This is a genomic window from Promicromonospora sp. Marseille-Q5078 (assembly GCF_050315395.1).
Classification (GTDB): Bacteria; Actinomycetota; Actinomycetes; order Actinomycetales; family Cellulomonadaceae; genus Isoptericola.
Genome location: NZ_JBNPQG010000001.1, coordinates 1,944,441 through 1,968,848 on the forward strand (window position 1 = coordinate 1,944,441; position 24,408 = coordinate 1,968,848).

At 75.7% G+C, this 24,408-nt stretch carries 20 protein-coding genes; 17 read left to right on the forward strand and 3 right to left on the reverse strand.

Going from position 1 to position 24,408, the window contains the following annotated elements; all coding sequences use genetic code 11:
- Positions 1–26: 26 nt before the first annotated feature.
- Positions 27–461, forward strand: a complete 435-nt coding sequence (locus tag ACQFYA_RS09000; RefSeq protein WP_499123223.1) for an SCO2097 family morphological protein — start codon at positions 27–29, stop codon at positions 459–461.
- 95 nt (positions 462–556) lie between these two features.
- Here ACQFYA_RS09000 and ACQFYA_RS09005 read toward each other — a convergent pair whose 3' ends face one another.
- From ACQFYA_RS09005 to ACQFYA_RS09015, 3 genes are read right to left on the reverse strand one after another with little or no spacing between them, the layout of a single operon-like run.
- Positions 557–2,794 carry a transglutaminase TgpA family protein gene (locus ACQFYA_RS09005; protein WP_499123225.1) on the reverse strand — a complete coding sequence of 746 codons (2,238 nt, stop codon included), beginning with the start codon at positions 2,792–2,794 and terminating at the stop codon, positions 557–559.
- Positions 2,791–4,227 (reverse strand): DUF58 domain-containing protein, encoded by a 1,437-nt coding sequence (locus tag ACQFYA_RS09010; protein WP_499123228.1) that lies wholly within the window; start codon positions 4,225–4,227, stop codon positions 2,791–2,793. Before ACQFYA_RS09010 ends, ACQFYA_RS09005 begins: the two co-directional genes overlap by 4 nt.
- Positions 4,228–4,241: 14 nt before the next feature.
- Positions 4,242–5,300: an AAA family ATPase gene (locus ACQFYA_RS09015; RefSeq protein WP_499123229.1), complete on the reverse strand. Its 1,059-nt coding sequence runs from the start codon at positions 5,298–5,300 to the stop codon at positions 4,242–4,244.
- Between the two features lie 383 nt (positions 5,301–5,683).
- On the opposite strand from ACQFYA_RS09015, the gene mraZ reads away from it, so the two are divergent.
- The 16 genes from mraZ (at position 5,684) to ACQFYA_RS09095 (ending at position 24,309) form a co-directional block, all read left to right on the forward strand.
- Positions 5,684–6,118: a division/cell wall cluster transcriptional repressor MraZ gene (gene mraZ / locus ACQFYA_RS09020; RefSeq protein WP_499127486.1), complete on the forward strand. Its 435-nt coding sequence runs from the start codon at positions 5,684–5,686 to the stop codon at positions 6,116–6,118.
- Between the two features lie 209 nt (positions 6,119–6,327).
- Positions 6,328–7,353, forward strand: coding sequence for a 16S rRNA (cytosine(1402)-N(4))-methyltransferase RsmH (gene rsmH / locus ACQFYA_RS09025; RefSeq protein ID WP_499123232.1), 1,026 nt, complete (start codon positions 6,328–6,330; stop codon positions 7,351–7,353).
- Positions 7,350–7,799, forward strand: coding sequence for a cell division protein FtsL (ftsL, locus tag ACQFYA_RS09030; RefSeq protein ID WP_499123234.1), 450 nt, complete (start codon positions 7,350–7,352; stop codon positions 7,797–7,799). Before rsmH ends, ftsL begins: the two co-directional genes overlap by 4 nt.
- A 125-nt stretch (positions 7,800–7,924) precedes the next feature.
- Complete coding sequence (locus ACQFYA_RS09035; protein WP_499123235.1) at positions 7,925–9,991, forward strand: peptidoglycan D,D-transpeptidase FtsI family protein; 2,067 nt, start codon at positions 7,925–7,927, stop codon at positions 9,989–9,991.
- Between the two features lie 151 nt (positions 9,992–10,142).
- Entirely contained in the window at positions 10,143–11,795 is a 1,653-nt protein-coding gene (locus ACQFYA_RS09040; protein ID WP_499123237.1) for a UDP-N-acetylmuramoyl-L-alanyl-D-glutamate--2,6-diaminopimelate ligase, read from the forward strand.
- Positions 11,792–13,264: a UDP-N-acetylmuramoyl-tripeptide--D-alanyl-D-alanine ligase gene (locus tag ACQFYA_RS09045; protein WP_499123240.1), complete on the forward strand. Its 1,473-nt coding sequence runs from the start codon at positions 11,792–11,794 to the stop codon at positions 13,262–13,264. The genes ACQFYA_RS09040 and ACQFYA_RS09045 overlap by 4 nt, the downstream gene beginning before the upstream one ends.
- Positions 13,261–14,343, forward strand: a complete 1,083-nt coding sequence (mraY, locus tag ACQFYA_RS09050; protein ID WP_499123241.1) for a phospho-N-acetylmuramoyl-pentapeptide-transferase — start codon at positions 13,261–13,263, stop codon at positions 14,341–14,343. The genes ACQFYA_RS09045 and mraY overlap by 4 nt, the downstream gene beginning before the upstream one ends.
- Positions 14,340–15,815, forward strand: a complete 1,476-nt coding sequence (gene murD / locus ACQFYA_RS09055) for a UDP-N-acetylmuramoyl-L-alanine--D-glutamate ligase (protein WP_499123244.1) — start codon at positions 14,340–14,342, stop codon at positions 15,813–15,815. The genes mraY and murD overlap by 4 nt, the downstream gene beginning before the upstream one ends.
- Before the next feature lie 40 nt (positions 15,816–15,855).
- Entirely contained in the window at positions 15,856–17,208 is a 1,353-nt protein-coding gene (gene ftsW / locus ACQFYA_RS09060) for a putative lipid II flippase FtsW (RefSeq protein ID WP_499123246.1), read from the forward strand.
- A 9-nt stretch (positions 17,209–17,217) separates the two neighbouring features.
- A complete protein-coding gene (gene murG / locus ACQFYA_RS09065) occupies positions 17,218–18,378 on the forward strand; it encodes an undecaprenyldiphospho-muramoylpentapeptide beta-N-acetylglucosaminyltransferase (protein ID WP_499123247.1) in 1,161 nt (386 codons plus the stop codon).
- A complete protein-coding gene (gene murC, locus ACQFYA_RS09070; RefSeq protein WP_499123250.1) occupies positions 18,375–19,904 on the forward strand; it encodes a UDP-N-acetylmuramate--L-alanine ligase in 1,530 nt (509 codons plus the stop codon). Before murG ends, murC begins: the two co-directional genes overlap by 4 nt.
- 275 nt (positions 19,905–20,179) lie before the next feature.
- Positions 20,180–20,905 (forward strand): cell division protein FtsQ/DivIB, encoded by a 726-nt coding sequence (locus tag ACQFYA_RS09075; protein ID WP_499123253.1) that lies wholly within the window; start codon positions 20,180–20,182, stop codon positions 20,903–20,905.
- A 215-nt stretch (positions 20,906–21,120) separates the two neighbouring features.
- Entirely contained in the window at positions 21,121–22,470 is a 1,350-nt protein-coding gene (ftsZ, locus tag ACQFYA_RS09080; protein WP_499123254.1) for a cell division protein FtsZ, read from the forward strand.
- A 7-nt stretch (positions 22,471–22,477) separates the two neighbouring features.
- The gene (gene pgeF / locus ACQFYA_RS09085; protein ID WP_499123256.1) at positions 22,478–23,287 is read left to right on the forward strand and encodes a peptidoglycan editing factor PgeF; all 810 of its coding nucleotides are present in this window, start codon (positions 22,478–22,480) and stop codon (positions 23,285–23,287) included.
- Positions 23,288–23,445: 158 nt separating this feature from the next.
- Positions 23,446–23,916: a cell division protein SepF gene (locus tag ACQFYA_RS09090; protein WP_499123258.1), complete on the forward strand. Its 471-nt coding sequence runs from the start codon at positions 23,446–23,448 to the stop codon at positions 23,914–23,916.
- Positions 23,917–24,018: 102 nt separating this feature from the next.
- Complete coding sequence (locus ACQFYA_RS09095; RefSeq protein WP_499123259.1) at positions 24,019–24,309, forward strand: YggT family protein; 291 nt, start codon at positions 24,019–24,021, stop codon at positions 24,307–24,309.
- Positions 24,310–24,408 lie beyond the last annotated feature (99 nt).

A 24,408-nucleotide genomic window follows, 5' to 3' on the forward strand; every position in this document is an offset into this window, starting at 1 on the left:
TCCACCGCGAGACCCGGGGGGACTCGATGCCACTGTCCGAGTACGAGCAGCGAGTGCTGGAGCAGATGGAGCGCGCGCTGAGCAGCGACGACCCCCGTCTGGCCAACACGCTGCAGCAGGCGCGCCGCCGGTCGCCCCTGCGTTATGTCCTGGCCGGCGTCGGAGTCGTCGCGGGGCTGCTGCTGCTCGTGGTCGGTGCCGCGACGTCGCAGGCATGGGTCGGCGTGGTGGGGTTCGTCCTCATGTTCGCCGGCGTGGCCTACGCCTTCGCCGCCCCTCGCAAGTCTGGTCCCACCGGTGTCGTCCGCCCGGACGGCACGGTCGACCCGACCGCCAACCCTGACCGGTCCCGCCCTGGTGGGGCCAGCACGCGCCCTCCCGCCGCTGCGGCGGCGAAGAAGGAAGGCTTCCTGGCCCGGCTCGAGGAGCGCTGGGAGCGGCGACGCGACCAGGGCCGCTGAGAGCTCACGCACCACGCACGACCGCGCGCGCCACGTCCGACGTGGCGCGCGCGACCTTTCTGTTCGAACCTTCGCTCTAGCCCGCGCGGTGCCCGTCAGCGCGCCCCGAGGCTCTCGCCGAGCCCCGCCGTCACCGCTCCGGTGAGCCGTTCCAGCTCCCCGGGCTCGGGGACGCGGGGCTCGCGTGCGTACCGGCTCGACTCGGCGGCCCCCGCCAGCGTCGTCAGGTCCTCGACCACCTCCGCGGGCAAGTCGTGCCCGGTCCGGGTGGTCACGGCCGAGGCGATGGCCTCCGGGGCACGGCGGAGCGTCGTGGCGGGAGGCAGCCGCACCCCCTCCGACGCCAGGGCGGCGAGCACCTGCTGCCACGCGAGCTCGGGGTCCAGCTCCTGCGCCGCCCTGCGGCGGCGCGCCAGCAGCAGCACGAGCCCGCCGGCGAGGACGACGACGAGGGTGCCGCACGTGATCCACACCCACGCGGGCAGCCCGGTGTCGACGACGGGGGTCACCGACACCGACGTGGAGGCGGTGGGCGAGGGGTCGTCGGTCGGGGTGCTGCCCGCGGTGGGCCGCCGGCCGCGGAGCTCGTCCGCGGTCGGGACCGCCGCGGCGCCGCCCTGGGCCTGCGGCATCGTGTACACGGGCGCACTCCCGGTCTGCTGCGCCGGCGTGGGCTCGAACCGCACCCAACCCGTGCCGGCGAAGTAGATCTCCGGCCACGCGTGCGAGTCCTGCCCGGTGATCTGCCAGCTGGTGTCCCCGGTGCGGTCGCCGGGGAGGTATCCGACGGCGAGCCGGGCGGGGATGTCGAGGGACCGCGCCATCACGACCATCGTCGTCGCGAACTGGATGCAGTACCCGGTGCGGTGCTGCAGGAAGTCCCAGACGGGGTCGCCCGTGCCGCCGCGGGGGATGGTGGTGGAGTACGTGAAGCGGGTCGGGTCGCGCAACCAGCGCTGCAGTGCGACGGCCTGGTCGTAGGCGGTGTCGGCGTCGTCCACCACGTCCCGCGCGGCCTGCTCGACGTCGTCGGCGTGTGCGGTCTCGGGGAGCTGCGTGTACACCGCGTCGAGGTCGGCCGCGGGCGCGTCGCGGAGCGAGTCCGGGTCGAGGTCTCGCTCGTGGACGGTCAAGGTGTAGGAGTCGCCGGCGCTCGTCAGGCCGCCCACGACCTCGTCGCGGGCGGGGTCGTAGCCCCACTGGCCGGCGCTCCCGCCCGTCGCCACCTGCCGCGGGTCGATGGTGAGGGGCAGCTTGTCGTCCCGCAGCTCGCCGACGTCCACGGCGACGGTGCGGACGCCGCTCGCGGACGGCGGGTCCTCGGGCCACAGGACGTCCCCGGCGGCGAACTCCCGCCCGCCGCGCTCCTCGCCGCGCTGCCAGCGGCGCCCGTCGAAGGCGGTGGCCGTGTAGCTGCGCAGGGGGCCGGCGTCGGTGTCGGTCCCGGTGTCGTAGGAGAGGACGACCGACCCCGAGCGCTCCGTGAGGCTGCGCAGGATGTCGAGGTCCTCGGAGAGCCGGATCGTGTCGCCGGTCGTGGTGAACGCCCGGTACCAGCCGGCGGGCCCGCCGGGCAGGGCGCTCGAGGCGCTCCCGACCAGGCCGGCGGCGATCGCGAGGACGGCGGCCGCCGCCGTCGTGGCGACCGCGCGGGAGCGCTCGGCCCGCCGGACCGGCGCCGGGCTGCGCTCCTGCCGTCGGGCCCGCGCGACGAGCGGGCCGTCGAGGGTGAGCAGGAGCAGCAGGGCGGTGACCGTCACCACGAACACGCCCCACGGCACCCGTCCGGTGAGCACCAGCGGCGGCGCCCACAGCGCCAGGAGCGGGAGGCCGACGGCGGCGGGGCGGCGCAGCGCGCCGGCGAGGACGTCGGCGAGGAGGAGGACGAGGAGGGTGCCGCCCACGGCGAGCAGGCCGATGGGGACGCTGCCGCTCACGGGAGCCACCTCGGAGCGCGCGATCTCGCCGGCCTCGCCGAGGCGGGCCACGACCCGTGAGACGTGCTCGGGCGTCACGACGAGCGTCGGGTCGGCGGTCGGCCCGCCGAACCGTGCGAGCACGAACCACGCGGCGACGACGCCCCCGAGGACGGTGGGCCAGGCCGATCCCGTCTCCCGGGCGGTCCGGCTCCGGGCGCGCGCCCGCCGCTCGATCGTCACGCGGGCGACGACCGTCGTCGCGCTCACGAGGACGATGCCGACGAGACCGGCCCGCGTCCAGCCGCCCGGCACCACGATGCTGGTGAGGGACAGCATGGACGCGGCGACGGCCACCGCGACGAGGACACCGGACGCGATCGTGCGGGCGGTCGGGCCCGCGTGGGCGGGGATCACGCGGCCCCCTCGGCGAGCAGGGCCCAGGCGCGGTCGGGCGGCGTCCCGGGCCGGCAGGTCGCGACCCGCCAGCCCGCCGCCCGGAGCTCGGCCACGGTGCGCTCCCCGCGGCCTGCCGCGTCGGCGTCCCGTGCGCCGGGGGCGTCGGCCGCGACGACGAGCGCCCAGCAGGTGCCCTCGACGCCCAGCTCGGCGATCTCCCGCAGGGTGGCGTCGGTCTGCGGGCCCAGCACCGCCACCGTGACCTCGTCCTGGGTGCGCGTCGTGCGCAGCGAACGGACGGTCTGGAGGGTGGCCCGCTCCGCGTCCGCGACCCCCCGGTGCCCGTGCAGGTCGACCGTCGAGTCGAGGACGACGCCGCGACCGGTGCGGACGCCCGCGGCGAAGGGCACGGGGGCGGGCCCGGCGCCGGTGGGCACGAGCCGTGCCGGGTGCCCGGCGTCGAGGAACGAGACGGCGATCGACGCCGCGAGCTCCACCGCGACCTCGCCCTCCGCGTGCGACTGCACGCCGCGCGAGGTGGGCCAGACCCCGGTGCGGGGGTCCGGCGGTGACGGCAGGAGGGAGCGGTCGAGCAGCACGGTCACGGGGCGGACGCCCGCGCTCTCGTCCGCGCGGACCATGAGGCGGCCCTGGCGCGCGGAGCCTGCCCAGTGCACCCGGCGCGGGTCGTCGCCCGCGACGTACTCGCGCAGCACCGAGTCGTCCGTCGACGCGAGCCGGGCGCCGGTGGCCGCCCGGTCGACCTCGCCGAGCACCCGGGTGCGCGTGGGGAGCTCGACGGCGCGCGGCCACACGGCGACGCGGGTCGCCGCCCCGAGGGGCTGTGTCGTGCGGACCAGCCCGAAGGCGTCGGTGCGAGTGGTGAGCAGCGGGCCGAGCGCCCAGCGCCCGCGCCGCGACGGGGTGAGCGCATAGGAGACGGCGATGCGGTCGGCGTGAGCGGTGACGCGCGCGCGGATGCCGTGCGGACCGGCCAGCTCGTGCGCGGCCTGCTCGGACAGGCGCAGGCGCGCGAGCCGTTCGTAGGCCGCGCCGGTGCGGGCCCGGGCGCCGACGACGAGTCGGACGGCGGCGGTCTGGTCGCGCACCACCGGGTTCGGGGTGAGGTCGCGCGTCACGACGAGCGCCCCGCGGCCGGCGTCGAGGCGCTGCACCCCCATGAGGGCCCACGCGAGGAGGACGGCGAGGACGGCGGCGGCGCCGAGGCCGACGACGTCGGGCAGCTCGAGCAGCGCCCCGGCCGTGACGAGCGCCGCCCCCGCCAGCAGGAGCGCGAGCCCGCGGCGCGTGGGACGGACCCGGGCGATGCGGCGCAGGGTCGGGTGCGTGGCGTCCCCGTGCCCGGGGCTCGGCGTCGCGCGCCGGTCCCCGTCCTCGGCCCGGCCCGCGACGGGACGGTCGGCGGCGGCCTCGCCCGCCGTGCCGCTCATGGCAGGCTCCCCTGTCAGCCGCGCGCGGGCCGCGCGAACGACCCGGCGGGCAGGGGAGCCGGCGAGACGCGGCCACCCGGTACGGGGGTGCGCTGGACGATCTCCTCGATCACGCCCTCGGCCGTCACCCCGCCGAGCCGCGACTCGGTGTTGAGGATGAGCCGGTGCGCGAGGACGGGGACCGCGAGCGTCTGGACGTCGTCCGGCAGCACGTGCTCGCGGCCCGACATCGCGGCGGAGGCCTTGGCGGCGCGCAGGAGCTGGAGCGACGCGCGCGGTGACGCACCGAGCCGCAGGCCGTCGTGCCCGCGGGTCGCGCCGACGAGGTCGAGCACGTACTGCTTGACGGCCGGCGCGGCGTAGACCGCCCGGACGAGCCGGGCGTAGCGGACCATGTCGTCGCCGGTCGCGACGGGCGACAGGTGGGCGAGCGGGTCCGCGGTCTCCTGCCGGTCGAGCATCTGCAGCTCGGCCTCGGTGTCGGGGTACCCGACCGTCAGGCGTGCCATGAAGCGGTCGCGCTGGGCCTCGGGCAGCGGATACGTGCCCTCCATCTCGACCGGGTTCTGCGTCGCGACGACGAGGAACGGCCGCGGGAGCGAGTGGGTGGTGCCGTCGATCGTGGTCTGGCCCTCCTCCATGCACTCGAGCAGAGCGGACTGCGTCTTGGGGGAGGCGCGGTTGATCTCGTCGCCGATCACGACGTTGTTGAACACGGGCCCGGGGCGGAACTCGAAGTCGTGGGTGGCCGTGCGGAAGATGTTCACCCCGGTGAGGTCGCTCGGCAGGAGGTCGGGCGTGAACTGGATGCGCCCCACGCGGCAGTCGATGCTGCGGGCGAGGGCCTTGGCGAGGGTGGTCTTGCCGACACCGGGGACGTCCTCGATCAGCAGATGACCTTCTGCGAGCAGGACGGCGACGGTCACCTCCGCGAGCCCGTGGCGTCCCGAGACGACCGAGTCGACCGCTCCCCGCACGCGCGCGGTGGCGGCGACGAGCTCGTCGAGCGTCCCGATCTCCTCCGTCTCCGTGCGTGCGTCGGCGAGCGTGGGGGAGACGGGTTCTGGGTGCACGGGTGACCTCCGGTTCACGTGCTCGTGACGGTTCTCGCAGCCTAGTGGAATCCCGGCCCGACGTGACGACGATCACCCGCTCCACATCGCTCCACGGCGCGCGTCCCCGCCCCGTGGCCGCGCCCTCGCGGACCGCCGGGGGCGGCTCCGGGGCGACCTGGTACCCCGAGCCCGCGCCGGGTGGGACGAGTGCCCCGCCCGGCGCTCCACCGCGCTCCGTTGCACCTGACCTGCGAGGACGTCCGTCGGGCGGGTGAGATGGGGAGAACTGCCCACCTTTTGCCGCGCCCGGTGGAGGAAAGTGGAGTAGCGTGGAGCATGCGGGAGCGCGAGGGGAGGTGCGAGCCGTGGCGGGTCTGGACGACACGTTTCCGGGGGCCGGGCTGCTGCTGGGCACCTACACCCCCAAGCTCGACGAGAAGGGCCGGCTCATCCTCCCCGCGAAGTTCCGTGCCCGACTCGCTCCCGGCCTCGTCATGACGAGGGGGCAGGAGCGCTGCCTCTTCCTCCTCCCCATGGACGAGTTCGGCCGCATGTACGAGCAGGTCCGGCAGGCGCCCGTGACCAGCCGGCAGGCACGCGACTACCTGCGCGTGTTCCTGTCGGGTGCGGGCGACGAGCTGCCGGACAAGCAGGGTCGGGTCGTCATCCCGTCCGCCCTGCGCACGTACGCCGGTCTCGACCGGGACGTCGCCGTGATCGGCGCCGGCACCCGCGTCGAGGTGTGGGACCGGACCACCTGGGAGACCTACCTGGCCGAGCAGGAGTCGTCGTACTCCGAGACGTCCGAGCAGATCTTCCCCGACCTGCAGTTCTGAGCACCGACGTCCACCGCACGCACAACCGCACAGCAGCACCGGCGCCACCCACGGCGCCGTACGGGCCCCGCACGACGAGGCCTCCTCCCGCGAGGGTCTGGCGCACTTCCCCGGCGCCAGAACGACGCGGAGGGAGACCTGGCCGGGCGGGGCCCCGAGCACCAGGACGGCACGCACGACACGCACGATCTGCGAGAGGAGGGCCACCGATGAGCACACCGGACGACGCGCGACCCACGGGCGACCGCCACCTGCCCGTGCTGCTGCAGCGGTGCGTCGACCTCCTCGCGCCGGCGCTCGCGGAGCCGGGCAGCGTGCTGGTCGACTGCACGCTCGGCATGGGCGGGCACACCGAGGCCGTGCTGGAGCAGGTGCCGACGGCCCGCGTGGTGGGCATCGACCGCGACACCCAGGCGCTGCGGCTCGCCGCCCGGCGGCTCGCACGCTTCGGCGAGCGGTTCACGCCGGTGCACGCCGTGTACGACGAGATCGGTGACGTGGTCGCGGACCTCGGGCTGGACGGCGTCCAGGGCGTCCTCATGGACCTGGGGGTGTCCTCGCTCCAGCTCGACGAGGCCGGCCGCGGGTTCGCCTACGCGCAGGACGCCCCGCTCGACATGCGGATGGACCAGACGAGCGGCGACACCGCCGCCGACGTGCTGAACACCTACGACGAGCGCGCCCTGACCAGGGTGCTGCGCGAGTACGGCGAGGAGCGGTTCGCGCCGCGCATCGCGCGGGCGATCGTGCGCCGTCGCGACGAGAGCCCGTGGGAGCGGACCGGCGAGCTGGCCGACCTCGTGCGCGCGTCCATCCCCGCGGCAGCGCGGCGCACGGGCGGCAACCCGTCCAAGCGGACGTTCCAGGCGCTGCGGATCGAGGTGAACGGCGAGCTCGAGGTGCTCGAGCGCGCGGTCCCGGCCGCGATCGAGGCCCTGGCCACCGACGGCCGGATCGTCGTCGAGGCCTACCAGTCGCTGGAGGACCGCATCGTCAAGCGGGCCCTGGCCCGGGGCACGACGTCGAGCGCCCCGGCCGGCCTGCCCGTCGAGCCCGAGACGCACAAGCCCTATCTCGAGGCCCTGACGCGGGGCGCCGAGGAGGCCGACGAGGCCGAGCTCGAGCGCAACCCGCGGGCCGCGTCGGTCCGCCTGCGCGCCGCCCGCCGCGTCCGCCCGACCCCCGACCACCTGCGCACGACCACCGCGCGCACGACCAAGGAGGACCGCCGATGAGCGCTCTGCGTGCCACCGCCGCCCCCCGGACCCGGCCCGCCGGCCCGGGGCGCCGCGCGCCGCTGACCCCGCTGCCGGGCGGCGCGGGCGACCGGGGGCGTCGCCTCGACGCCGTCCGGGCCCCGCTGCAGGCGACGTCGGGCGTGCCGTTCCTCGTGCTGTGCGCGGTCGTCCTCGCCGTGGCGCTCCTGGCGGCCCTGCTCCTCAACACGTCGATGGCGCGCGGGTCGTACGAGTCCGCGCGGCTGCAGGCGGAGGTCGGCCGGGTGGCCCAGGACGTCCAGACCAGCCAGGAGGAGCTGCGGGCGGCCGAGGCGTCCCTGGCCGAGCGGGCCACGAAGCTGGGCATGGTCCCGGCCGAGGACCCGACGATGATCAGCGTCGAGAAGCGCGCGAAGGTCGGGATCGGCGAGAGCGACGCGAAGGGCGACCAGGGGACGCCGTGAGCGCGCGGCGGACGCCTCCGGGCGCGAGCGGCAGCACCGGCGGCCGGGGCGGGTCGGCGGGCGGTGGCGCGACACGCCAGGGCGCCCCGCGTCCGACGCGGGGCGGCGCACCGCAGACTCGGGGGGTGAGCACCTCCCGACCCGCGTCCGGCGGCGCCGGGCGCAGCACGTCGTCGGGCCGCGGCTCCTCGGCGCGCGGCGCGACCAGCCGCGCCACGACCAGCCGGACCACGAGCAGCCGGACCACGACCAGCCGGACCACCAGCAGCACGACGAGCCGGACGACGCCGCGTTCCGCAGGACGGGCGTCGGGCCGGACGACCGCGCCGAGGTCCGGGTCGGGGACCGCCGTCCGCGCGACGGGCCGGGGCGCGGCCGGCTCCGGCTCCCCGCCCCGGCCGCGCACCGGACGGGCGGGCGGCCGGCGCCCGGGCGACCCGGGACGCCGGCAGCGCTGGATCATGGTCGTCGCCGCGCTCGTCCTGACGGTGTTCGTCGGTCGGCTGGTGCAGGTGCAGATCTTCCAGGGCCCGGCACTGGCGGCCAAGGCGCAGCAGGAGCGGACCACGCAGTCGGTGGAGGTCGCGCACCGGGGCGACATCGTCGACGCGAACGGCCGCGTCCTGGCGACGTCGGTGGACCGGTACACGGTCGCGGCCGACACGCTGGCGATCCAGAGCTTCCAGGGCGGGCAGCGCGTGGACGCGGCCACCGGCAAGGCGGTGCAGGACGGGGCGCTCGGCATCGCGCAGCTCCTGGCGCCGATCCTCGACGAGCAGCCCGCAGAGCTCGCGGCCAAGCTCAACGGCGACGACCGGTACGTGATCCTCGCCCGCAACGTGGTGCCCGAGGTGCAGCGGGCGATCGCCAAGCTGGACCTGCAGGCGTACATCCGCACCGAGCTCACGTCGCGCCGCACCTACCCGTCGGGGGTGGTCGCGGGCACGCTGGTCGGGTACGTCGACCAGGACCAGGTGGGCCAGGGCGGGCTCGAGCGCGCCTACGAGGACGTGCTGGCCGGCACGGACGGCAAGGTCACGTTCGAGCGCGGGCGCGACGGGGTGGCGATCCCTAACTCCGAGCAGGACGCCACGCCGGCGGTGCCGGGCAGCGACGTCGAGCTGACGATCGACGCCGACATCCAGTGGAAGGCGGAAGAGCTGCTGGACGACGCGGTGTCGAAGTCGGGGTCCGCGTACGGCATGGCGGTCGTCCAGGACGTGCGGGACGGCACGGTGCTCGCGGTGGCGGACTCCGGCGACGTCGACCCGAACGACCGGTCGACCTCGGCGGTGGCGAACGGGTCGCGGGCCGTGAAGGACGTCTTCGAGCCCGGCTCGACGGGCAAGGTGATCACCATGGCGGCCGCCCTCGAGGAGGGCTACTGGTCGCCGGACAGCCAGTTCACCGTGCCGTACCGGTACACCACGCCCAACGGCGAGACGTTCAAGGACTCGCACGAGCACGACGTGCAGCACCTGACCCTCGCGGGCGTGCTGGCGCACTCGTCGAACACCGGCACGGTGCAGATCGGCGAGAAGATCCCCCAGCAGGTCCGCTACGACTACCTCGGGAAGTTCGGCTTCGGGCAGCCCACCGGGCTCGGGCTGCCCGGCGAGTCGGCCGGCATCCTGCCGTCGAGGACGAGCTTCGCGAACGACGCCCGCACCCCGTACACGATCCTGTTCGGTCAGGGCGTGGCCGTGAACGCCATGCAGGCCACGCAGGTGTTCTCGACGGTCGCGAACGGGGGCGTCCGGGTGGAGCCGAGCCTCGTGGCGGGCACGCGCGACGCCGACGGCGCCTTCACGCCGTCCGAGGCGCCCCGGAAGACGCGCGTGGTGTCGGAGAAGACGGCGGACTCGCTCATGCGGATGATGGAGTCGGTCACGGGGGAGGAGGGGACGGCCGCCAACGCGCGCGTCCCCGGCTACCGCGTGGCGGGCAAGACGGGCACCGCCCAGATGTGGCTGCCCGGCGGCGGCACCACCTACATGGCCTCGTTCATCGGCGTCGCGCCGGCGGAGGACCCGCGCTACACGGTGTCCGTGTTCCTGCGCAGCCCGCAGTCGTCCATCTACGGCGGCGTGGTCGCGGCGCCGGTGTTCAGCGACCTCATGGGGTACACGCTGCAGAAGAGGGACGTGCCGCCGAGCACCAGGCCGTCCGACCCGTACGAGCTCACCTGGTGAGCCCGTGGTGAGCCCGTCGTGAGCCCGTCCCGGGCACCCCGCGAGGCCCCCGCCGGCCCGGCCCGCGGGGCGCTCACGGCCGCCGTGACGGTGGTCATGCCGGGCACGTCCGGTGCCGGGCCGGCAGCCCGCAGACGGTAGGTTCTTCTCCGTGACATCCCCGCTTCCCCGTATCCGGCCCGCGGGCACGACGCCCCGGCGGGTGCGGGACCTCGCCCTGACCTTCGGGCTGGAGGTGACGACGCCGGAGGGCCCCGACGACAGGGCCCGGCCGCAGGTCCCCGCCGACGTCGTCGTCACCTCGGTCGCGTCCGACAACCGTGTGGTCGCCGACGGCGACCTGTTCGTCGCCCTCCCGGGGGCGCACGCGCACGGCGCCCGGTTCGCCGCCGACGCCGTGGCGCGCGGCGCCCGCGCGGTGCTCACCGACGCGGCCGGCGCCGCGACGCTCGCCGCCGGTCCCGGCCGTCTCGACCCCGCGGTCCCCGTGCTGGTGGCCGCCGAGCCGCGCGCCGCCCTCGGGCCGGTCGCGGCGTGGGTCTACGGCGAGCCCGCCGAGCACCTCATGACGTTCGGCGTCACCGGGACCAACGGCAAGACCACGACCACCTACCAGGTCGACCACCTGCTGCGCGCCCTGGGCTGGACGGGCGGGCTGATCGGCACCGTCGAGATGCGCGCCGGCGACCAGGTGCTGCCGAGCCGGCTGACCACCCCCGAGGCGGCGGACCTGCAGGCACTGCTCGCGGCGATGTGCGAGGCCGAGGTGCGCACGCTCGCGATGGAGGTCTCGTCGCACTCGCTGTCGATGCACCGCGTGGACGGGATCGAGTTCGGCGTCGTCGGCTTCACCAACCTCAGCCAGGACCACCTGGACTTCCACGGCGACCTGCAGTCGTACTTCGACGCCAAGGCGCTCCTGTTCACGCCCGAGCACGCGCGGCGCGGCGTCGTCGTGGTCGACGACGTGTGGGGCGAGCGGATGGCGGCGGCCGCCCAGGTGCCGGTCGCGACGCTGCGCACGCGTGCCGCGCACGACGACGAGCCCGGCGGCGGGACCGCCGCGGACTGGACCGTGACGGACGTCGCGCCGCACGGCACGGGCTCCGCCTTCACCCTCACGCACGCCGACGGGCGGTCCCTGCGCACCTCCACCTCGCTGCCGGGGGCGTTCAACGTGGCGAACGCGGCGCTCGCCGTCGCGATGGTGCTCGAGGGCGGGGCGCACGTCGAGGACGTCGCCGAGGCGCTCGCCGCGGCGGACGGGCTCTCGGCCGTCGTGCCGGGCCGCATGGAGGTCGTCGGCGCGGGCGGGGACGGGCACCCGCGCGTCGTCGTGGACTTCGCCCACAACACGGAGGCCCTTGAGCTCGCGCTCGCGGCGCTGCGCCCGACGACGACGGGTCGGCTGGTCGTCGTCTTCGGCGCGACCGGCGACCGGGACAAGGGCAAGCGGCCCGCCATGGGCGCGGCCGCCGTCGCCGGCGCCGACGTCGTGGTCGTGACCGACGACGACCCGCACGGCGAGGACCCGGCCGCGGTGCGCGCGGCGGTGCTCGACGGCGCGCGGGCGGCCCGCGACGTGGCGCACGAGGCCGGGCGCGACGTCGTCGTGACCGAGGTCGCGCCGCGCGCGGACGCGATCGCGGCCGCCGTGCTCGACGCCGCCCGGGGCGACACGGTCCTGGTGGCCGGCCGCGGGCACGAGACCATCCAGGAGGTCGCGGGCGTGGACATCGAGCTCGACGACCGGGACGAGGCCCGCCGCGCGCTGCAGCGGCGGCAGGAGAGGACGACCGCATGATCGCGCTGACCGCCGCCGACGTCGCCGAGGCGACCGGGGGACGGCTGCACGCCGCTGCCGACACGCCCGTGACCGGGCCCGTCGTCGTGGACTCCCGCCGCGTCGAGGCCGGCGCGCTGTTCGTCGCGCTGCCCGGCGAGCGGGTCGACGGGCACGACTTCGCCCGGGGCGCGGTCGACGCGGGCGCGGCGCTGGTGCTGGCCGCGCGCGAGCTCGACGGCGTGCCGACGGTCGTGGTCGACGACGTGCAGGCCGCGCTGGGCGAGCTCGCCCGCGTCGTCCTGGCCCGGGTGCGGGAGCGGGGCGACCTGCGCGTCGTCGCCGTGACCGGCTCGGTCGGCAAGACGACCACCAAGGACCTGCTCGGGCAGCTCCTGGTGGACCTCCTGCCGGAGGGCGTCGCGCCCGCCGACGGCCTGGTGGTGCCCGCCGGCTCGTTCAACAACGAGGTCGGGCTGCCGCTCACCGTGCTGCGCGTCACCGAGGCCACGCGGTTCCTCGTGCTGGAGATGGGCGCGGACGGCCCCGGCAACATCGCCTACCTCACGCGGATCGCGCCGCCCGACGTCGGCGTCGTGCTCGCCGTGGGCGTCGCCCACGTGGGCAAGTTCGGGTCGGTCGACGCGATCGCGCGCACCAAGGCCGAGATGGTCTCCGGCGTGGTGCCGGGCGGCACGGTCGTGCTCAACGCCGACGACCAGCGGGTCGCCGCGATGGTGTCGCTCGCGACGCCCGAGCACACCGTGACCCGGTTCGGCACCATCTCGTCGGCCGACGTGCGCGCCGCGGACGTGGAGGTCGAACCGTCCGGGCGGGCGACGTTCTCCCTGGTCCTCTCCGGCGAGGCGCCCACGCCGGAGGCGACGACCGTCGCGCTGCGCCTGGTCGGCGCCCACCACGTGAGCAACGCCCTCGCGGCGGCCGCCGTCGTCCTCGCCCTCGGCGGCACGACCGCCGACGTGGCCGCCGGGCTGTCCCGCGCGACGCCCGTGAGCCCGCACCGGATGGCCGTGACCGAGCGGCCCGACGGGATCACCGTGGTCGACGACGCGTACAACGCGAACCCCGACTCCATGCGCGCCGCGCTGCGGGCGCTCGCCGTGATGGCCGGCCGCACGCGCCGGTCGGTCGCCGTGCTGGGCGAGATGCTCGAGCTCGGTGACGGCTCGCGCGCGGCGCACGACGCGATCGGCCGCCTCGTGGTGCGATTGAACGTCAAGCTCCTCGTCGTCGTCGGCGACGGGGCGTACCACATCCACGAGGGGGCCCTGCAGGAGGGTTCCTGGGGAGAGGAGTCGGTCTTCGTGCCTGACATCGACGCCGCGCGCGCGGTGCTCGCCGAGGCGCTCGAGCCGGGCGACGTCGTCCTGGTGAAGTCCTCCCTCGGCTCCGGGCTGTGGGAGCTCGGCGACGAGCTCGCCGCCGGCGGGCCGGCTGTCGGCGACCCCGCGACGGAGGTCGCCCCGTGATCGCGATCCTGGTCTCGGCCGGCGTCTCCGGGCTCGTCGCGCTCTTCGGGACGCCGCTGTTCATCCGGTTCCTGATCCACCGGAACTACGGCCAGTTCGTGCGCCAGGACGGGCCGACGGCGCACTTCACCAAGCGCGGCACGCCGACGATGGGCGGGGTCGTCATCATCGCGGCGGCCCTGGTCGGCGTCGCGGTGTCCATGCTGGTCGCGGGACGGCCGCCGAGCGCGTCGGCGCTGCTGTGCCTCTACCTCATGACCGGCCTGGGCGTGGTCGGCTTCCTCGACGACTTCACCAAGATCCGCAAGCAGCGGTCGCTGGGGCTCACGCCGAAGGCGAAGATCATCGGCCAGGGATTCGTCGGGATCAGCTTCGCGGTCCTCGCGCTGCAGTTCCCCAACGCCAACGCCCGGACGCCCGCGTCCACGCGGATCTCGTTCCTGCGCGACACCAACCTCGACCTGGCGTTCGCCGGCGTGACGGTGGGGCTCATCCTCTTCGTGATCTGGGCGAACTTCCTCATCACCGCCTGGTCCAACGCGGTGAACCTCACGGACGGCCTGGACGGCCTGGCGACCGGCGTGTCGATCATCGTCTTCGGGGCGTACGTGCTGGTCTGCATCTGGCAGCTCAACCAGTCGTGCCAGCGGATCGCCGCGGCCGGGCCGCGATGCTACGAGGTGCGCGACCCGCAGGACCTCGCCATCGTCGCCGCCGCCATCGCGGGCGCCTGCATCGGCTTCCTGTGGTGGAACGCCAGCCCCGCGAGGATCTTCATGGGCGACACCGGCTCCCTCGCCCTCGGCGGCGCGCTGGCCGGCATCTCGATCCTGTCCCGCACGGAGATCCTCGCCGCCCTCATCGGCGGGCTGTTCGTCATCATCGTCATGTCGGACGTCATCCAGATCGGCTTCTTCAAGATGACCGGCAGACGGGTGTTCAAGATGGCGCCGCTGCACCACCACTTCGAGCTGTCCGGGTGGGGCGAGGTCACGATCGTCATCCGGTTCTGGCTCATCGCCGGCCTGTTCGCCGCGCTCGGCATGGGCGTCTTCTACGCCGAGTGGGTGGCCACGTGACCGTGACCCTGCCGGACGGCGCGTGCGTCGTCGTGGCGGGGCTCGGCGTGAGCGGCCGCGCCGTCGTCGAGGCGCTCGCGGGCCGGGCCGCCTCGCTCGTGACCGTGGACGGGCGTGCCGAGGACGCGGACGTGCGCGACGCGGACGACCCCGGCGTGGCCGAGCGGGTCGTCGCGGGGGCCGACCTCGTCGTCGCCTCCCCGGGCTGGGCCCCGAGCACGCCGCTGCTGACCGCCGCCCGCGCCGCGGGCGTCCCGGTCTGGAGCGAGGTCGAGCTCGCCTGGCGGCTGCGGGTCGACCGCGCCCCCGGGGCGGACGGCGCCCGGCGCGGCCCCGCGCCGTGGCTCGCCGTCACGGGGACCAACGGCAAGACGACGACGGTCGAGATGCTCGCGTCGATCCTCGCCGCGGCGGGCCTGCGCACCTCGGCGGTCGGCAACGTCGGCACCCCGGTCGTGCAGGCCGCCGGCGACCCGGCGCTCGACGTCCTCGCGGTGGAGCTGTCCAGCTTCCAGCTGCACCACACCCTCTCGACGTCGTTCGAGGCGGCGGCCGTGCTCAACGTGGCGGCCGACCACCTGGACTGGCACGGCTCGCTGGAGGCCTACGCGGCCGACAAGGGCCGCATCTTCGCCCGGGCGCAGGTGGCCTGCGTGTACAACGCGGCCGACCCGCGCACCGAGCAGCTCGTCCGCGAGGCCGACGTGGCGGACGGCGCCGCGGCGGTCGGGTTCACGCTGGGCGCCCCCGGCCCGGGGCAGCTCGGCCTCGTGGAGGACGTGCTCGTCGACCGGGCGTTCCACGCGGCACCGGAGGCGCGCGACCGGCAGCGGACGGCCGCCGAGCTGGGCACGCTCGCCGACCTGGCGCACCTCGCGCCGCGCGGGTCGTCCGACGCCGACGCCGACACCGCCGCCGCCGTGCCGGCGCACGTCGTCGCGAACGCCCTCGCGGCCGCCGCGCTCGCCCGCGCCCACGGCGTCCCCGCGGCCGCCGTCCGGGACGGCCTGCGGGCCTACCGGCCCGGCGCGCACCGGATCGCGCGGGTGCGCGAGCTCGACGGCGTCGCGTGGGTGGACGACTCCAAGGCGACGAACGCCCACGCCGCGGCGGCGTCGCTCGCCGGGTTCCCGGCCGGCAGCGTCGTCTGGCTGGCGGGCGGCCTCGCCAAGGGCGCGTCGTTCGACGAGCTCGTCGCCGACCGCGCCGACCGGCTGCGCGCCGCCGTGGTGATCGGCGTCGACCCGGAGCCGGTCCGCGGTGCGCTGGCCCGACACGCCCCCGAGATCCCCGTCGTCGTGGTCGATCCCGGCGACACTGGGTCGGTGATGCGTCGCGCGGTCGCGGCGGCACGGGACCTGGCCGAGCCGGGCGACACCGTGCTGCTGGCTCCCGCCGGCGCATCGATGGACCAGTTCGCCTCCTACGCGCAGCGGGGGGAGGCGTTCGCCACGGCCGTGGCGGAGCTGTAGGCGGCGCGCAGCCGCCGGGACGCGAGCGAGGGGTGTCGGGATGGCGGTGACGACGGGTACCCGGCGCAGCCCCCGGGGATCCTCGGGCCGCCCGTCGAAGGGCTCCGGGAAGACGTCCGCGAAGGCGTCGTCCGCGGGGGCGGCGAAGAGCACCCGGCGGGGCACCGCCGAGCGCCCGTGGCTCGGGCAGTGGAACTCCACGGTCACGAGCTACTACCTGCTGGTCGGGGCCACCGGGCTGCTGCTCGTCATCGGCCTCGTCATGGTGCTGTCCAGCTCGACCGTGACGTCGATCGCCGCGGGGGACTCGCCCTTCGCCGCGTTCCTGGTGCAGGCGCGGTTCGCCCTCATCGGGCTGCCCCTCATGCTGATCGCCGCGCGGCTGCCCGTGCGCTGGTACAAGCGCCTGGCCTGGCCCGCGATGCTCGTCGCGCTCGGCATGCTGGTGGCCGTGCCGTTCGTCGGCAAGCTGGTCAACGGCAACCGGAACTGGCTGGTGCTCGGCCCGATCCAGTTCCAGCCGTCGGAGCTGGCCAAGCTGGCGCTCGCCGTCTGGCTGGGCGCGGTGCTCGGCCGCAAGCAGCACCTGCTCGGCAGCTGGGTGCAGGCGCTGGTCCCGGCGGCCGTCGGCCTCGCCGCGGTGCTCGGCCTCGTCATGGCCGGGCACGACCTGGGCACGGCACTGATCCTCGCGCTCCTGGGCCTCGGCGCGTACTGGGTCTCCGGGGCGCCGGCCTCGATGCTGGGGCTGGGCGCGGTGAGCGCCGCGCTGTTCGTCGGGTGGACGTCCATCGTCAACCAGGGCAGCTCGGACCGCCTCACCCGCATCCTCGCCACCTACGGCACCTGTACCGACGAGCAGGGGGAGTGCTACCAGTCGATCCACGGCATGTACGGGCTCGGCACGGGCGGGCTCTTCGGCGTCGGGCTCGGCGCCAGCCGCGAGAAGTGGAAGTACCTGCCGGAGGCGCACAACGACTTCATCTACTCCGTGATCGGCGAGGAGCTCGGGCTGTTCGGCACTCTGTTGGTGCTCGCGCTGTTCGTCGTCCTCGGCGTCGCGATGGCTCGGGTCGTGCGCCGCCACCCGGACCCGTTCGTGAAGATCACCACGGCCGCGATCGGCTGCTGGGTGGTCGGCCAGGCGTTCATCAACATCGGCGTGGTGATCGGCGTCCTGCCGGTGATCGGCGTCCCGCTGCCGCTCGTGTCGGCGGGCGGGTCCGCCCTGGTCACCACGATGCTGGCCCTGGGGGTCGTGATCAGCTTCGCCCGCACCGAGCCGGGCGCCGCGGAGGCCCTCGCGGCCCGGCGGAGCGTGGTGCGGAGGTCGGTGGCGGTGCTCGGGCGCCGGCGCACCGCACGCTCCGGGGAGGGTCGCGCGGGCCGATAGGGTCCTCGTGTGAAGAGCTCTGCAGTCACGTCCGTCGTCCTCGCCGGGGGCGGCACCGCCGGCCACGTCAACCCCCTCCTCGCCGTCGCGGACGAGCTCCGCGCCCGCGAGCCGGAGGCCAAGATCCTCGCTCTCGGCACCACCTCGGGCCTGGAGGCCGACCTCGTCCCGGAGCGCGGATACCGGCTGTGGCCGGTGCCGCGCGTGCCGCTCCCGCGGCGTCCGAGCGTCGACCTCCTGCGGCTGCCCGGCCGGCTGAGCGCCGCCGTGAAGGCGGCCGAGGCGGCGATCGACGAGATCGACGCCCAGGCCGTGGTCGGCTTCGGCGGCTACGTCTCCACCCCCGCGTACCTCGCCGCGCGCCGCCGCGGCGTCCCCGTGGTGATCCACGAGCAGAACGCCCGCGCCGGCCTGGCCAACAAGCTCGGCGCCCGCTGGGCCGCGCGCGTGGGCGCGACCTTCCCCGGCACCCCGCTGCCGGGCGCCCAGGTGGTGGGGCTGCCGCTGCGCGCGGAGATCGCGGACCTCGTCACCCGGCGCGAGGCGGACCCGGTCGGCGCGCGCGTGCAGGCCGCCGACACGCTGGGGCTGGACCCGACGCTGCCGACCCTCGTCGTCACCGGCGGCTCGTCGGGCGCGGCGTCGGTCAACGCGGCGCTCGCCGGCGCCGTGGACGCCCTCCTGGGTGCGGGCGTCCAGGTGCTGCACCTCACCGGCAAGGGCAAGGACGGCCCGGTGCGCACGGCCGTCGAGGCCGCGACCGCCGCGGGCGGGCACGAGGCCGCCCGGTACCAGGTGCGCGAGTACCTGTCGGAGATGCAGCTCGCCCTCGCCGTGGCCGACCTGGTCGTCGCCCGGTCCGGGGCGGGCACGGTGTGCGAGCTCGCCGCGCTCGGCGTGCCGGCCGTGTACGTCCCGCTGCCCGTCGGGAACGGGGAGCAGCGGCTCAACGCCGCGCCCCTCGTGGAGGCGGGCGGCGGCCTGCTCGTCGACGACGACGACCTCACCTCCGCGTGGGTCGCCGAGCACGTCCCCGCCCTGGTCGCCGACGGGGCCCGCCTCGACGCGATGGCGTCCGCGGCGCGGACCACCGGCGTGCGCGACGGCGCCGCACGCGTGGCGGACCTCGTCGCGGAGGCCGTCGCCCAGGCGGGGACGGACCGCGCATGACCGCCGCGACCGGACCGGCCACGCCGCCCCCGGCGCTGCCCGTCGAGGAGCTCGGGCGGGTGCACCTGGTCGGCGTGGGCGGCGCCGGGGTGTCTGTCGTGGCCCGCCTGCTCGCCGCGCGTGGCGCCGACGTCCAGGGCTCCGACGCGGTCGCCGGCCCTGCCCTCGAGGCGCTGCGCGCCGACGGCGTGCGGGTCTGGGTCGGGCACGACGCGACGCACGTCGTCGGCCCGGACGGCACGCGGCTCGTCGACACCGTCGTCGTCTCGTCCGCCGTGCGGGAGAGCAACCCCGAGCTGGCGGCCGCGCGCGCGGCCGGGATCCGCGTGGTGCACCGCTCGCAGGCGCTCGCGTCGCTGATGCTGGACCGCCGGTCCGTGGCGGTCGCCGGGGCGCACGGCAAGACGACCACGTCGGCCATGGTGGCGACCGTGCTGCGCGCCTGCGGCGTGGACGCGTCGTTCGCGATCGGCGGCACGGTGCGGGTGCGCGACGCCGACGGCCGCGAGAGCGCCGTGCCCGGCGGCCACCTCGGCTCCTCGGACGTGCTCGTCGCCGAGGCCGACGAGTCCGACGGCTCGTTCCTCAACTACGCGCCCACGGTCGCCGTCGTGACCAACGTCGAGCCGGACCACCTCGACCACTACGGCTCGCAAGCGGCGTTCGAGCGGGCGTTCGTGGAGTTCGCGGGGCGGATCGTGCCGGGCGGCACCCTCGTCGTGTGCGCCGACGACGCCGGGTCGGCGGAGCTCGCGGCGCGGCACCGGGCCTCCGGGGGGTCCGTCGTCACCTACGGCGAGGCCGACGGCGCCGACGTGCGGGTGCGCGAGGTCGAGGTCGGCGCGGGCACCGTGTCCGCGGTCGTGTCCGGCGGCCCCCTGGGCGACGCGCCGCAGGAGCTGAGCCTCGCCGTGCCCGGCGCGCACAACGCGCTCAACGCCACCGCGGCCGTCGTGACGGCGGTGCTGCTCGGGGCGGAGCCCGGCGCGGCGGTCGAGGGCGCGGCCACGTTCGTCGGCACGGGCCGCCGCTTCGAGCCCAAGGGCGAGGCCGACGGCGTGCGGGTGTTCGACAGCTACGACCACCATCCCACCGAGGTGGAGGCGCTCCTGCGCGCGGCCCGACCGGTGGCCGGGGACGGCCGCATCGTGATCCTCTTCCAGCCGCACCTGTACTCGCGCACGCGCATCTTCGCCGACCGGTTCGCCGCGGCGCTCGCGCTCGCGGACGAGGTGGTCGTCACGGGCGTCTACCGGGCGCGCGAGGACGTGGACCCGACGGTCGGCCCGCAGACGATCACCGACCTGCTCGAGCGGACGGGGTCGGGCGGGGGAGTGCGCGCGGTCGACGACCGGCTCGAGGCGGCGCACGCGGCCGCGGCGCTCGCGCGCCCGGGCGACCTCGTGCTCACCGTCGGCGCGGGCGACGTGACCGAGCTCGGTCCGGTGATCCTCGCGGACCTGGCGGCCCGCGGCCACGGCGTGGCGTCGCCCCCGGCGGTACCGGGCGAGGAGACCATGGGCTGATGCGACCGCCAGCCCGCCCGCGCCCGACGCCCCGGAAGGGGTCGTCAGGGCCGACGACGGGCGCGAGCCCCACGACGACGCCGGCGGCACCGCGGTCCACGGGGGCGCGGTCGCCGGCGGAGCGGGGGAGCGCCGGGTCCCCGGCGTCTCGGAAGCGCCCGTCGGGCGTCGCCACCGTCTCGACCGGTACCCCGGCGGCCCGCGACCGCTCGTCGGCCGGGCCGCGGTCGGCGGCGACGGCGGTCGTCCCCGCCGGCCAGGAGGTGCCGCCCCGCGTGTCGACCGCGATGGCGGACCGGATCGCCGAGCGCACGGCCATGCGCCGGCACCGGGCCTGGCGCCGGGTCGTGGCCTGGGTGCTGTCGCTGGCACTCGTCGTGGGCGTCGCCGTGGCGGCTCTCTGGTCGCCGGTGCTGGCCCTGGAGAAGGCGGACGTGACCGTCTCCGGCGCGGACGCGTACATCGACGAGGGCGCCGTCCGCGAGATCGTGGAGGCCCCGGACGGCACGCCGCTGCCCCGGCTGGACACGGTGTCGCTGCGCGAGCAGGTGCTCGGGCTGCGCGGGGTCAAGGACGTGCGGATCGCGCGCGTGTGGCCCCACGGTCTGTCGGTGGAGCTGGCCCCGCGCGTCCCGGTGGCGGCGGTGCCGGACGGCGACCGGCTGGCGCTGCTGGACTCCGCGGGCGTGCGCGTCGCCACGCGCGACGCGGCGCCGAAGGGGCTCCCGCAGGTGGACGTGCCGCTCGACGACGCGCTGGCGCTCCAGGCGGCGCTGCACGTCCTCGCCGCCCTGCCCGCGAGGCTCGCGGCGCAGGTGGAGCACGTGAGCGCGGACACCCAGGACGCCGTGGAGACCGAGCTCGAGGACGGGACCACGGTCCGGTGGGGCGGCAGCTCGGACCTGCCCCTGAAGGTCGAGGCGGTGCGCACGCTGCGCAAGGTCGACCCCGACGCGCGCACCGTCGACGTGTCGTCCCCCGAGCTCCCGGTGACCCGTTGACCGGGGCAGCCCGGCGCACGAGCGCAAGCACCCGGGCGCGCGCGACACGCCGAGAGACGTCCGGCGTCGCGCCCGACGCGGCGCCTACCGTCGATCGCAGCAGCAACCTGACATAACTCTAACCCTCAAGTCGAACCTTAAGGTTAGCCCCGGCGGGTCGACGAGGGGAACGAGGACCGGACGTCGGGACAAGGAACGACCCGAGAGGCAACGACGTGGCAACTCCGCAGAACTACCTGGCAGTGATCAAGGTGGTCGGTATCGGCGGTGGCGGCGTGAACGCCGTGAACCGCATGATCGAGGTCGGGCTCAAGGGTGTCGAGTTCATCGCCATCAACACCGACGCGCAGGCGCTGCTGATGTCGGACGCCGACGTCAAGCTCGACGTCGGTCGCGAGCTCACCCGTGGCCTGGGCGCCGGCGCCGACCCCGAGGTCGGCAAGAAGGCGGCCGAGGACCACGCCGAGGAGATCGAGGACGTCCTGCGCGGCGCCGACATGGTCTTCGTGACCGCGGGCGAGGGCGGCGGCACCGGCACCGGCGGCGCACCCGTGGTGGCGCGCATCGCGCGCTCGCTGGGGGCGCTCACCGTGGGCGTCGTGACCCGGCCGTTCACCTTCGAGGGGCGACGGCGCTCGGTCCAGGCCGAGCAGGGGATCGACGCCCTCCGCGAGGAGGTCGACACCCTCATCGTCATCCCCAACGACCGGCTCCTGTCGATGTCCGACAAGAGCGTCTCGGCGATCGCGGCGTTCCACTCGGCCGACCAGGTGCTCCACTCCGGCGTGCAGGGGATCACGGACCTCATCACCACCCCGGGCCTGATCAACCTGGACTTCGCGGACGTGAAGTCCGTGATGCAGGGGGCGGGCTCCGCACTCATGGGCATCGGCTCCGCCCGGGGCGAGGACCGCGCCGTCCAGGCGGCCGAGCTCGCGATCTCCTCCCCGCTGCTCGAGGCCTCGATCGACGGCGCGCACGGCGTCCTGCTGTCGATCCAGGGCGGTAGCGACATCGGCCTCTTCGAGGTGCACGAGGCCGCGCGCCTGGTCCAGGAGGCCGCGCACTCCGAGGCGAACATCATCTTCGGCACCGTCATCGACGACGCGCTCGGCGACGAGGTGCGGGTCACCGTCATCGCCGCCGGGTTCGACGGCGGCGTCCCGCAGGCGCGCAAGGACGGCCGGGGCCTCGGCCAGATCGCGGGCGCCTCGGCGAAGCCGGCGGCCGGTGCCGACGGCGGACCCGCCTCGACGCCCGTGCCGCAGCCCGGCGGCCCGTCGGTCCCGGCGCGGCCGGCGCAGCCCGTCACCGCGTCGGTGCCCGCCGCGGCCGCCCAGCCCCGGCCGATCCCGGCCGAGCCGGACGACGTGCCGGTGAGCCTCGACGCGCCCCCGGCCCCGCCGACCGGTGCGCGCCCGGCGGAGCCCCGGCGCCCGTTCACGGTGGTCGAGGACGCCGAGGGCGAGGGGGTCACGGTGGAGCGCCCGGTCGAGGTGCCGCGGCTGTTCGACGAGCCGCGCCGTCCCGCCGAGGAGCTCGACGTGCCCGACTTCCTCAAGTGAGCGCGGAGTGAGCGGAGCGGTCGGCTGGGCCCAGGAGGCGCTGTTGCCGGACCAGTTCGGTGCGGGGCTGCTGCGGGTGGACCTCGGGGAGGGCGTCGTGGCCGGCTTCACCACGCGCCACGGCGGGGTGTCGCCCGCCCCGTGGTCCTCCCTCGACCTGGGCACGTCCACCGGCGACGACCCGGTGCGGGTGCGGGAGAACCGCGCCCGCCTGGGGTCGTGGGTCGGCGCCCCGGTGGCGTTCGCCGCGCAGGTGCACGGCGACCGAGTGCTGGATCTGGGCGCTCCCGAGCTCGCGGAGTGGTCGTCGGCCGAGCCGCCGTCGGCGGCCGGCGAGGCCGACGCGATGGTGACCGCGGAGACGGGCCTCGGGCTCGGGGTGCTCGTCGCCGACTGCGTGCCCGTGATCCTGGCCGACCCGGCGGCCCGCGTCGTCGCCGTCGCGCACGCCGGGCGCAAGGGGGTCGCGGCGGGCGTCGTGCACCGCGCGCTCGACGCGATGGTCGCGCGCGGCGCGCGGCTCGAGGACGTCCGGGCCGCCGTCGGCCCGGCGGTCTGCGGCGCCTGCTACGAGGTGCCCGACGAGATGCGGGCGGAGGTGAGCGCCGTCGTCCCCGAGACGTGGGCGACGACCGCCGCGGGCACGCCCGCCCTCGACCTGCCGGCCGGCGTCCTCGCCCAGCTGGCGTCCCGTGGCGTGGCCGCCACCCGGGTGGACCGCTGCACGCTCACCGACGCCGACCTCTACTCCCACCGTCACGCGACCGCCCAGGGGACGACGACGGGGCGGCAGGCCGGGGTCGTGGTCCTGGCCTGAGGTACCGGCCACGAGCCGCCACCGGGCCCGTGCAGCATGGACACGCCCGCGGGCACGACACACCGGCGTGTCGTGCGTCGATGCCGGTGCGCGCGTGGTTACCGTCGTGACACCGTCCGGGACGGAGGGCGGGACGTGGCGACGAACGGAGCAAGGCGATGGGCGGAGCGCTTCGCAAGACGATGCTGTACCTGGGGCTCGCCGACGACCAGGGTGAGTCGGAGGAGTACCTCGACGAGTACGAGGAGCTGGAGGCACCGGTGCGTGACCGTGACGAGTACCAGGCGCAGGTCACCCCGCTGCACCGCGGCGGGGCGAGCGAGTCCGTCGTCGGCGCCGACCTGCGGCGCATCACGACGATCCACCCGCGCTCGTACAACGACGCCCGCACCATCGGCGAGGCGTTCCGCGGCGGCACGCCGGTGATCATGAACCTGTCGGACATGGACGACGCCGACGCCAAGCGGCTCGTGGACTTCTCGGCCGGGCTGATCTTCGGTCTGCGCGGCTCGATCGAGCGCGTGACGAACAAGGTCTTCCTGCTCTCGCCGGAGCACGTCGAGATCGCGGGTGAGGAGCCCCCGCCGGAGAAGGCGCCTGGTCGCGGGGCCTTCTACAACCAGAGCTGATCGCGCGGAGCCGGTCGTGAGCCGGCCACGTCGAGGGTCCGTCCGACCGGGCCGGGGCACGCCTGCCCCGGCCCGTCGTCGTGCTCGGGTAGGTTCGACCCCGTGAGCGCCGTCTTTACCCTCATCAGCTTCCTGCTCTGGCTCTTCCTGCTGTGCCTCGTCGTGCGGCTGGTCTTCGACTGGGTGCAGTTCTTCGCCCGTGACTGGCGTCCCCGAGGCATCCTGCTGGTCCTCGCGGAGGCCGTGTACACCGTCACCGACCCGCCGCTGCGCACGCTGCGGCGGGTGATCCCGCCCCTCACCCTCGGTCAGGTGCGCCTCGACCTGGCGTTCCTGATCCTGTTCCTCGGCACGTCGATCCTCGCCCAGCTGTTCGGTGCGCTCGGGAGATGACGTACGCCACTGCACCGACGTGTGAAGACGTCGTGTGGGCGGGACGACCCGGCCTCCTCGGACAGGTCGCCCGCCAACGCGTCCGCTACCGTGGTCATC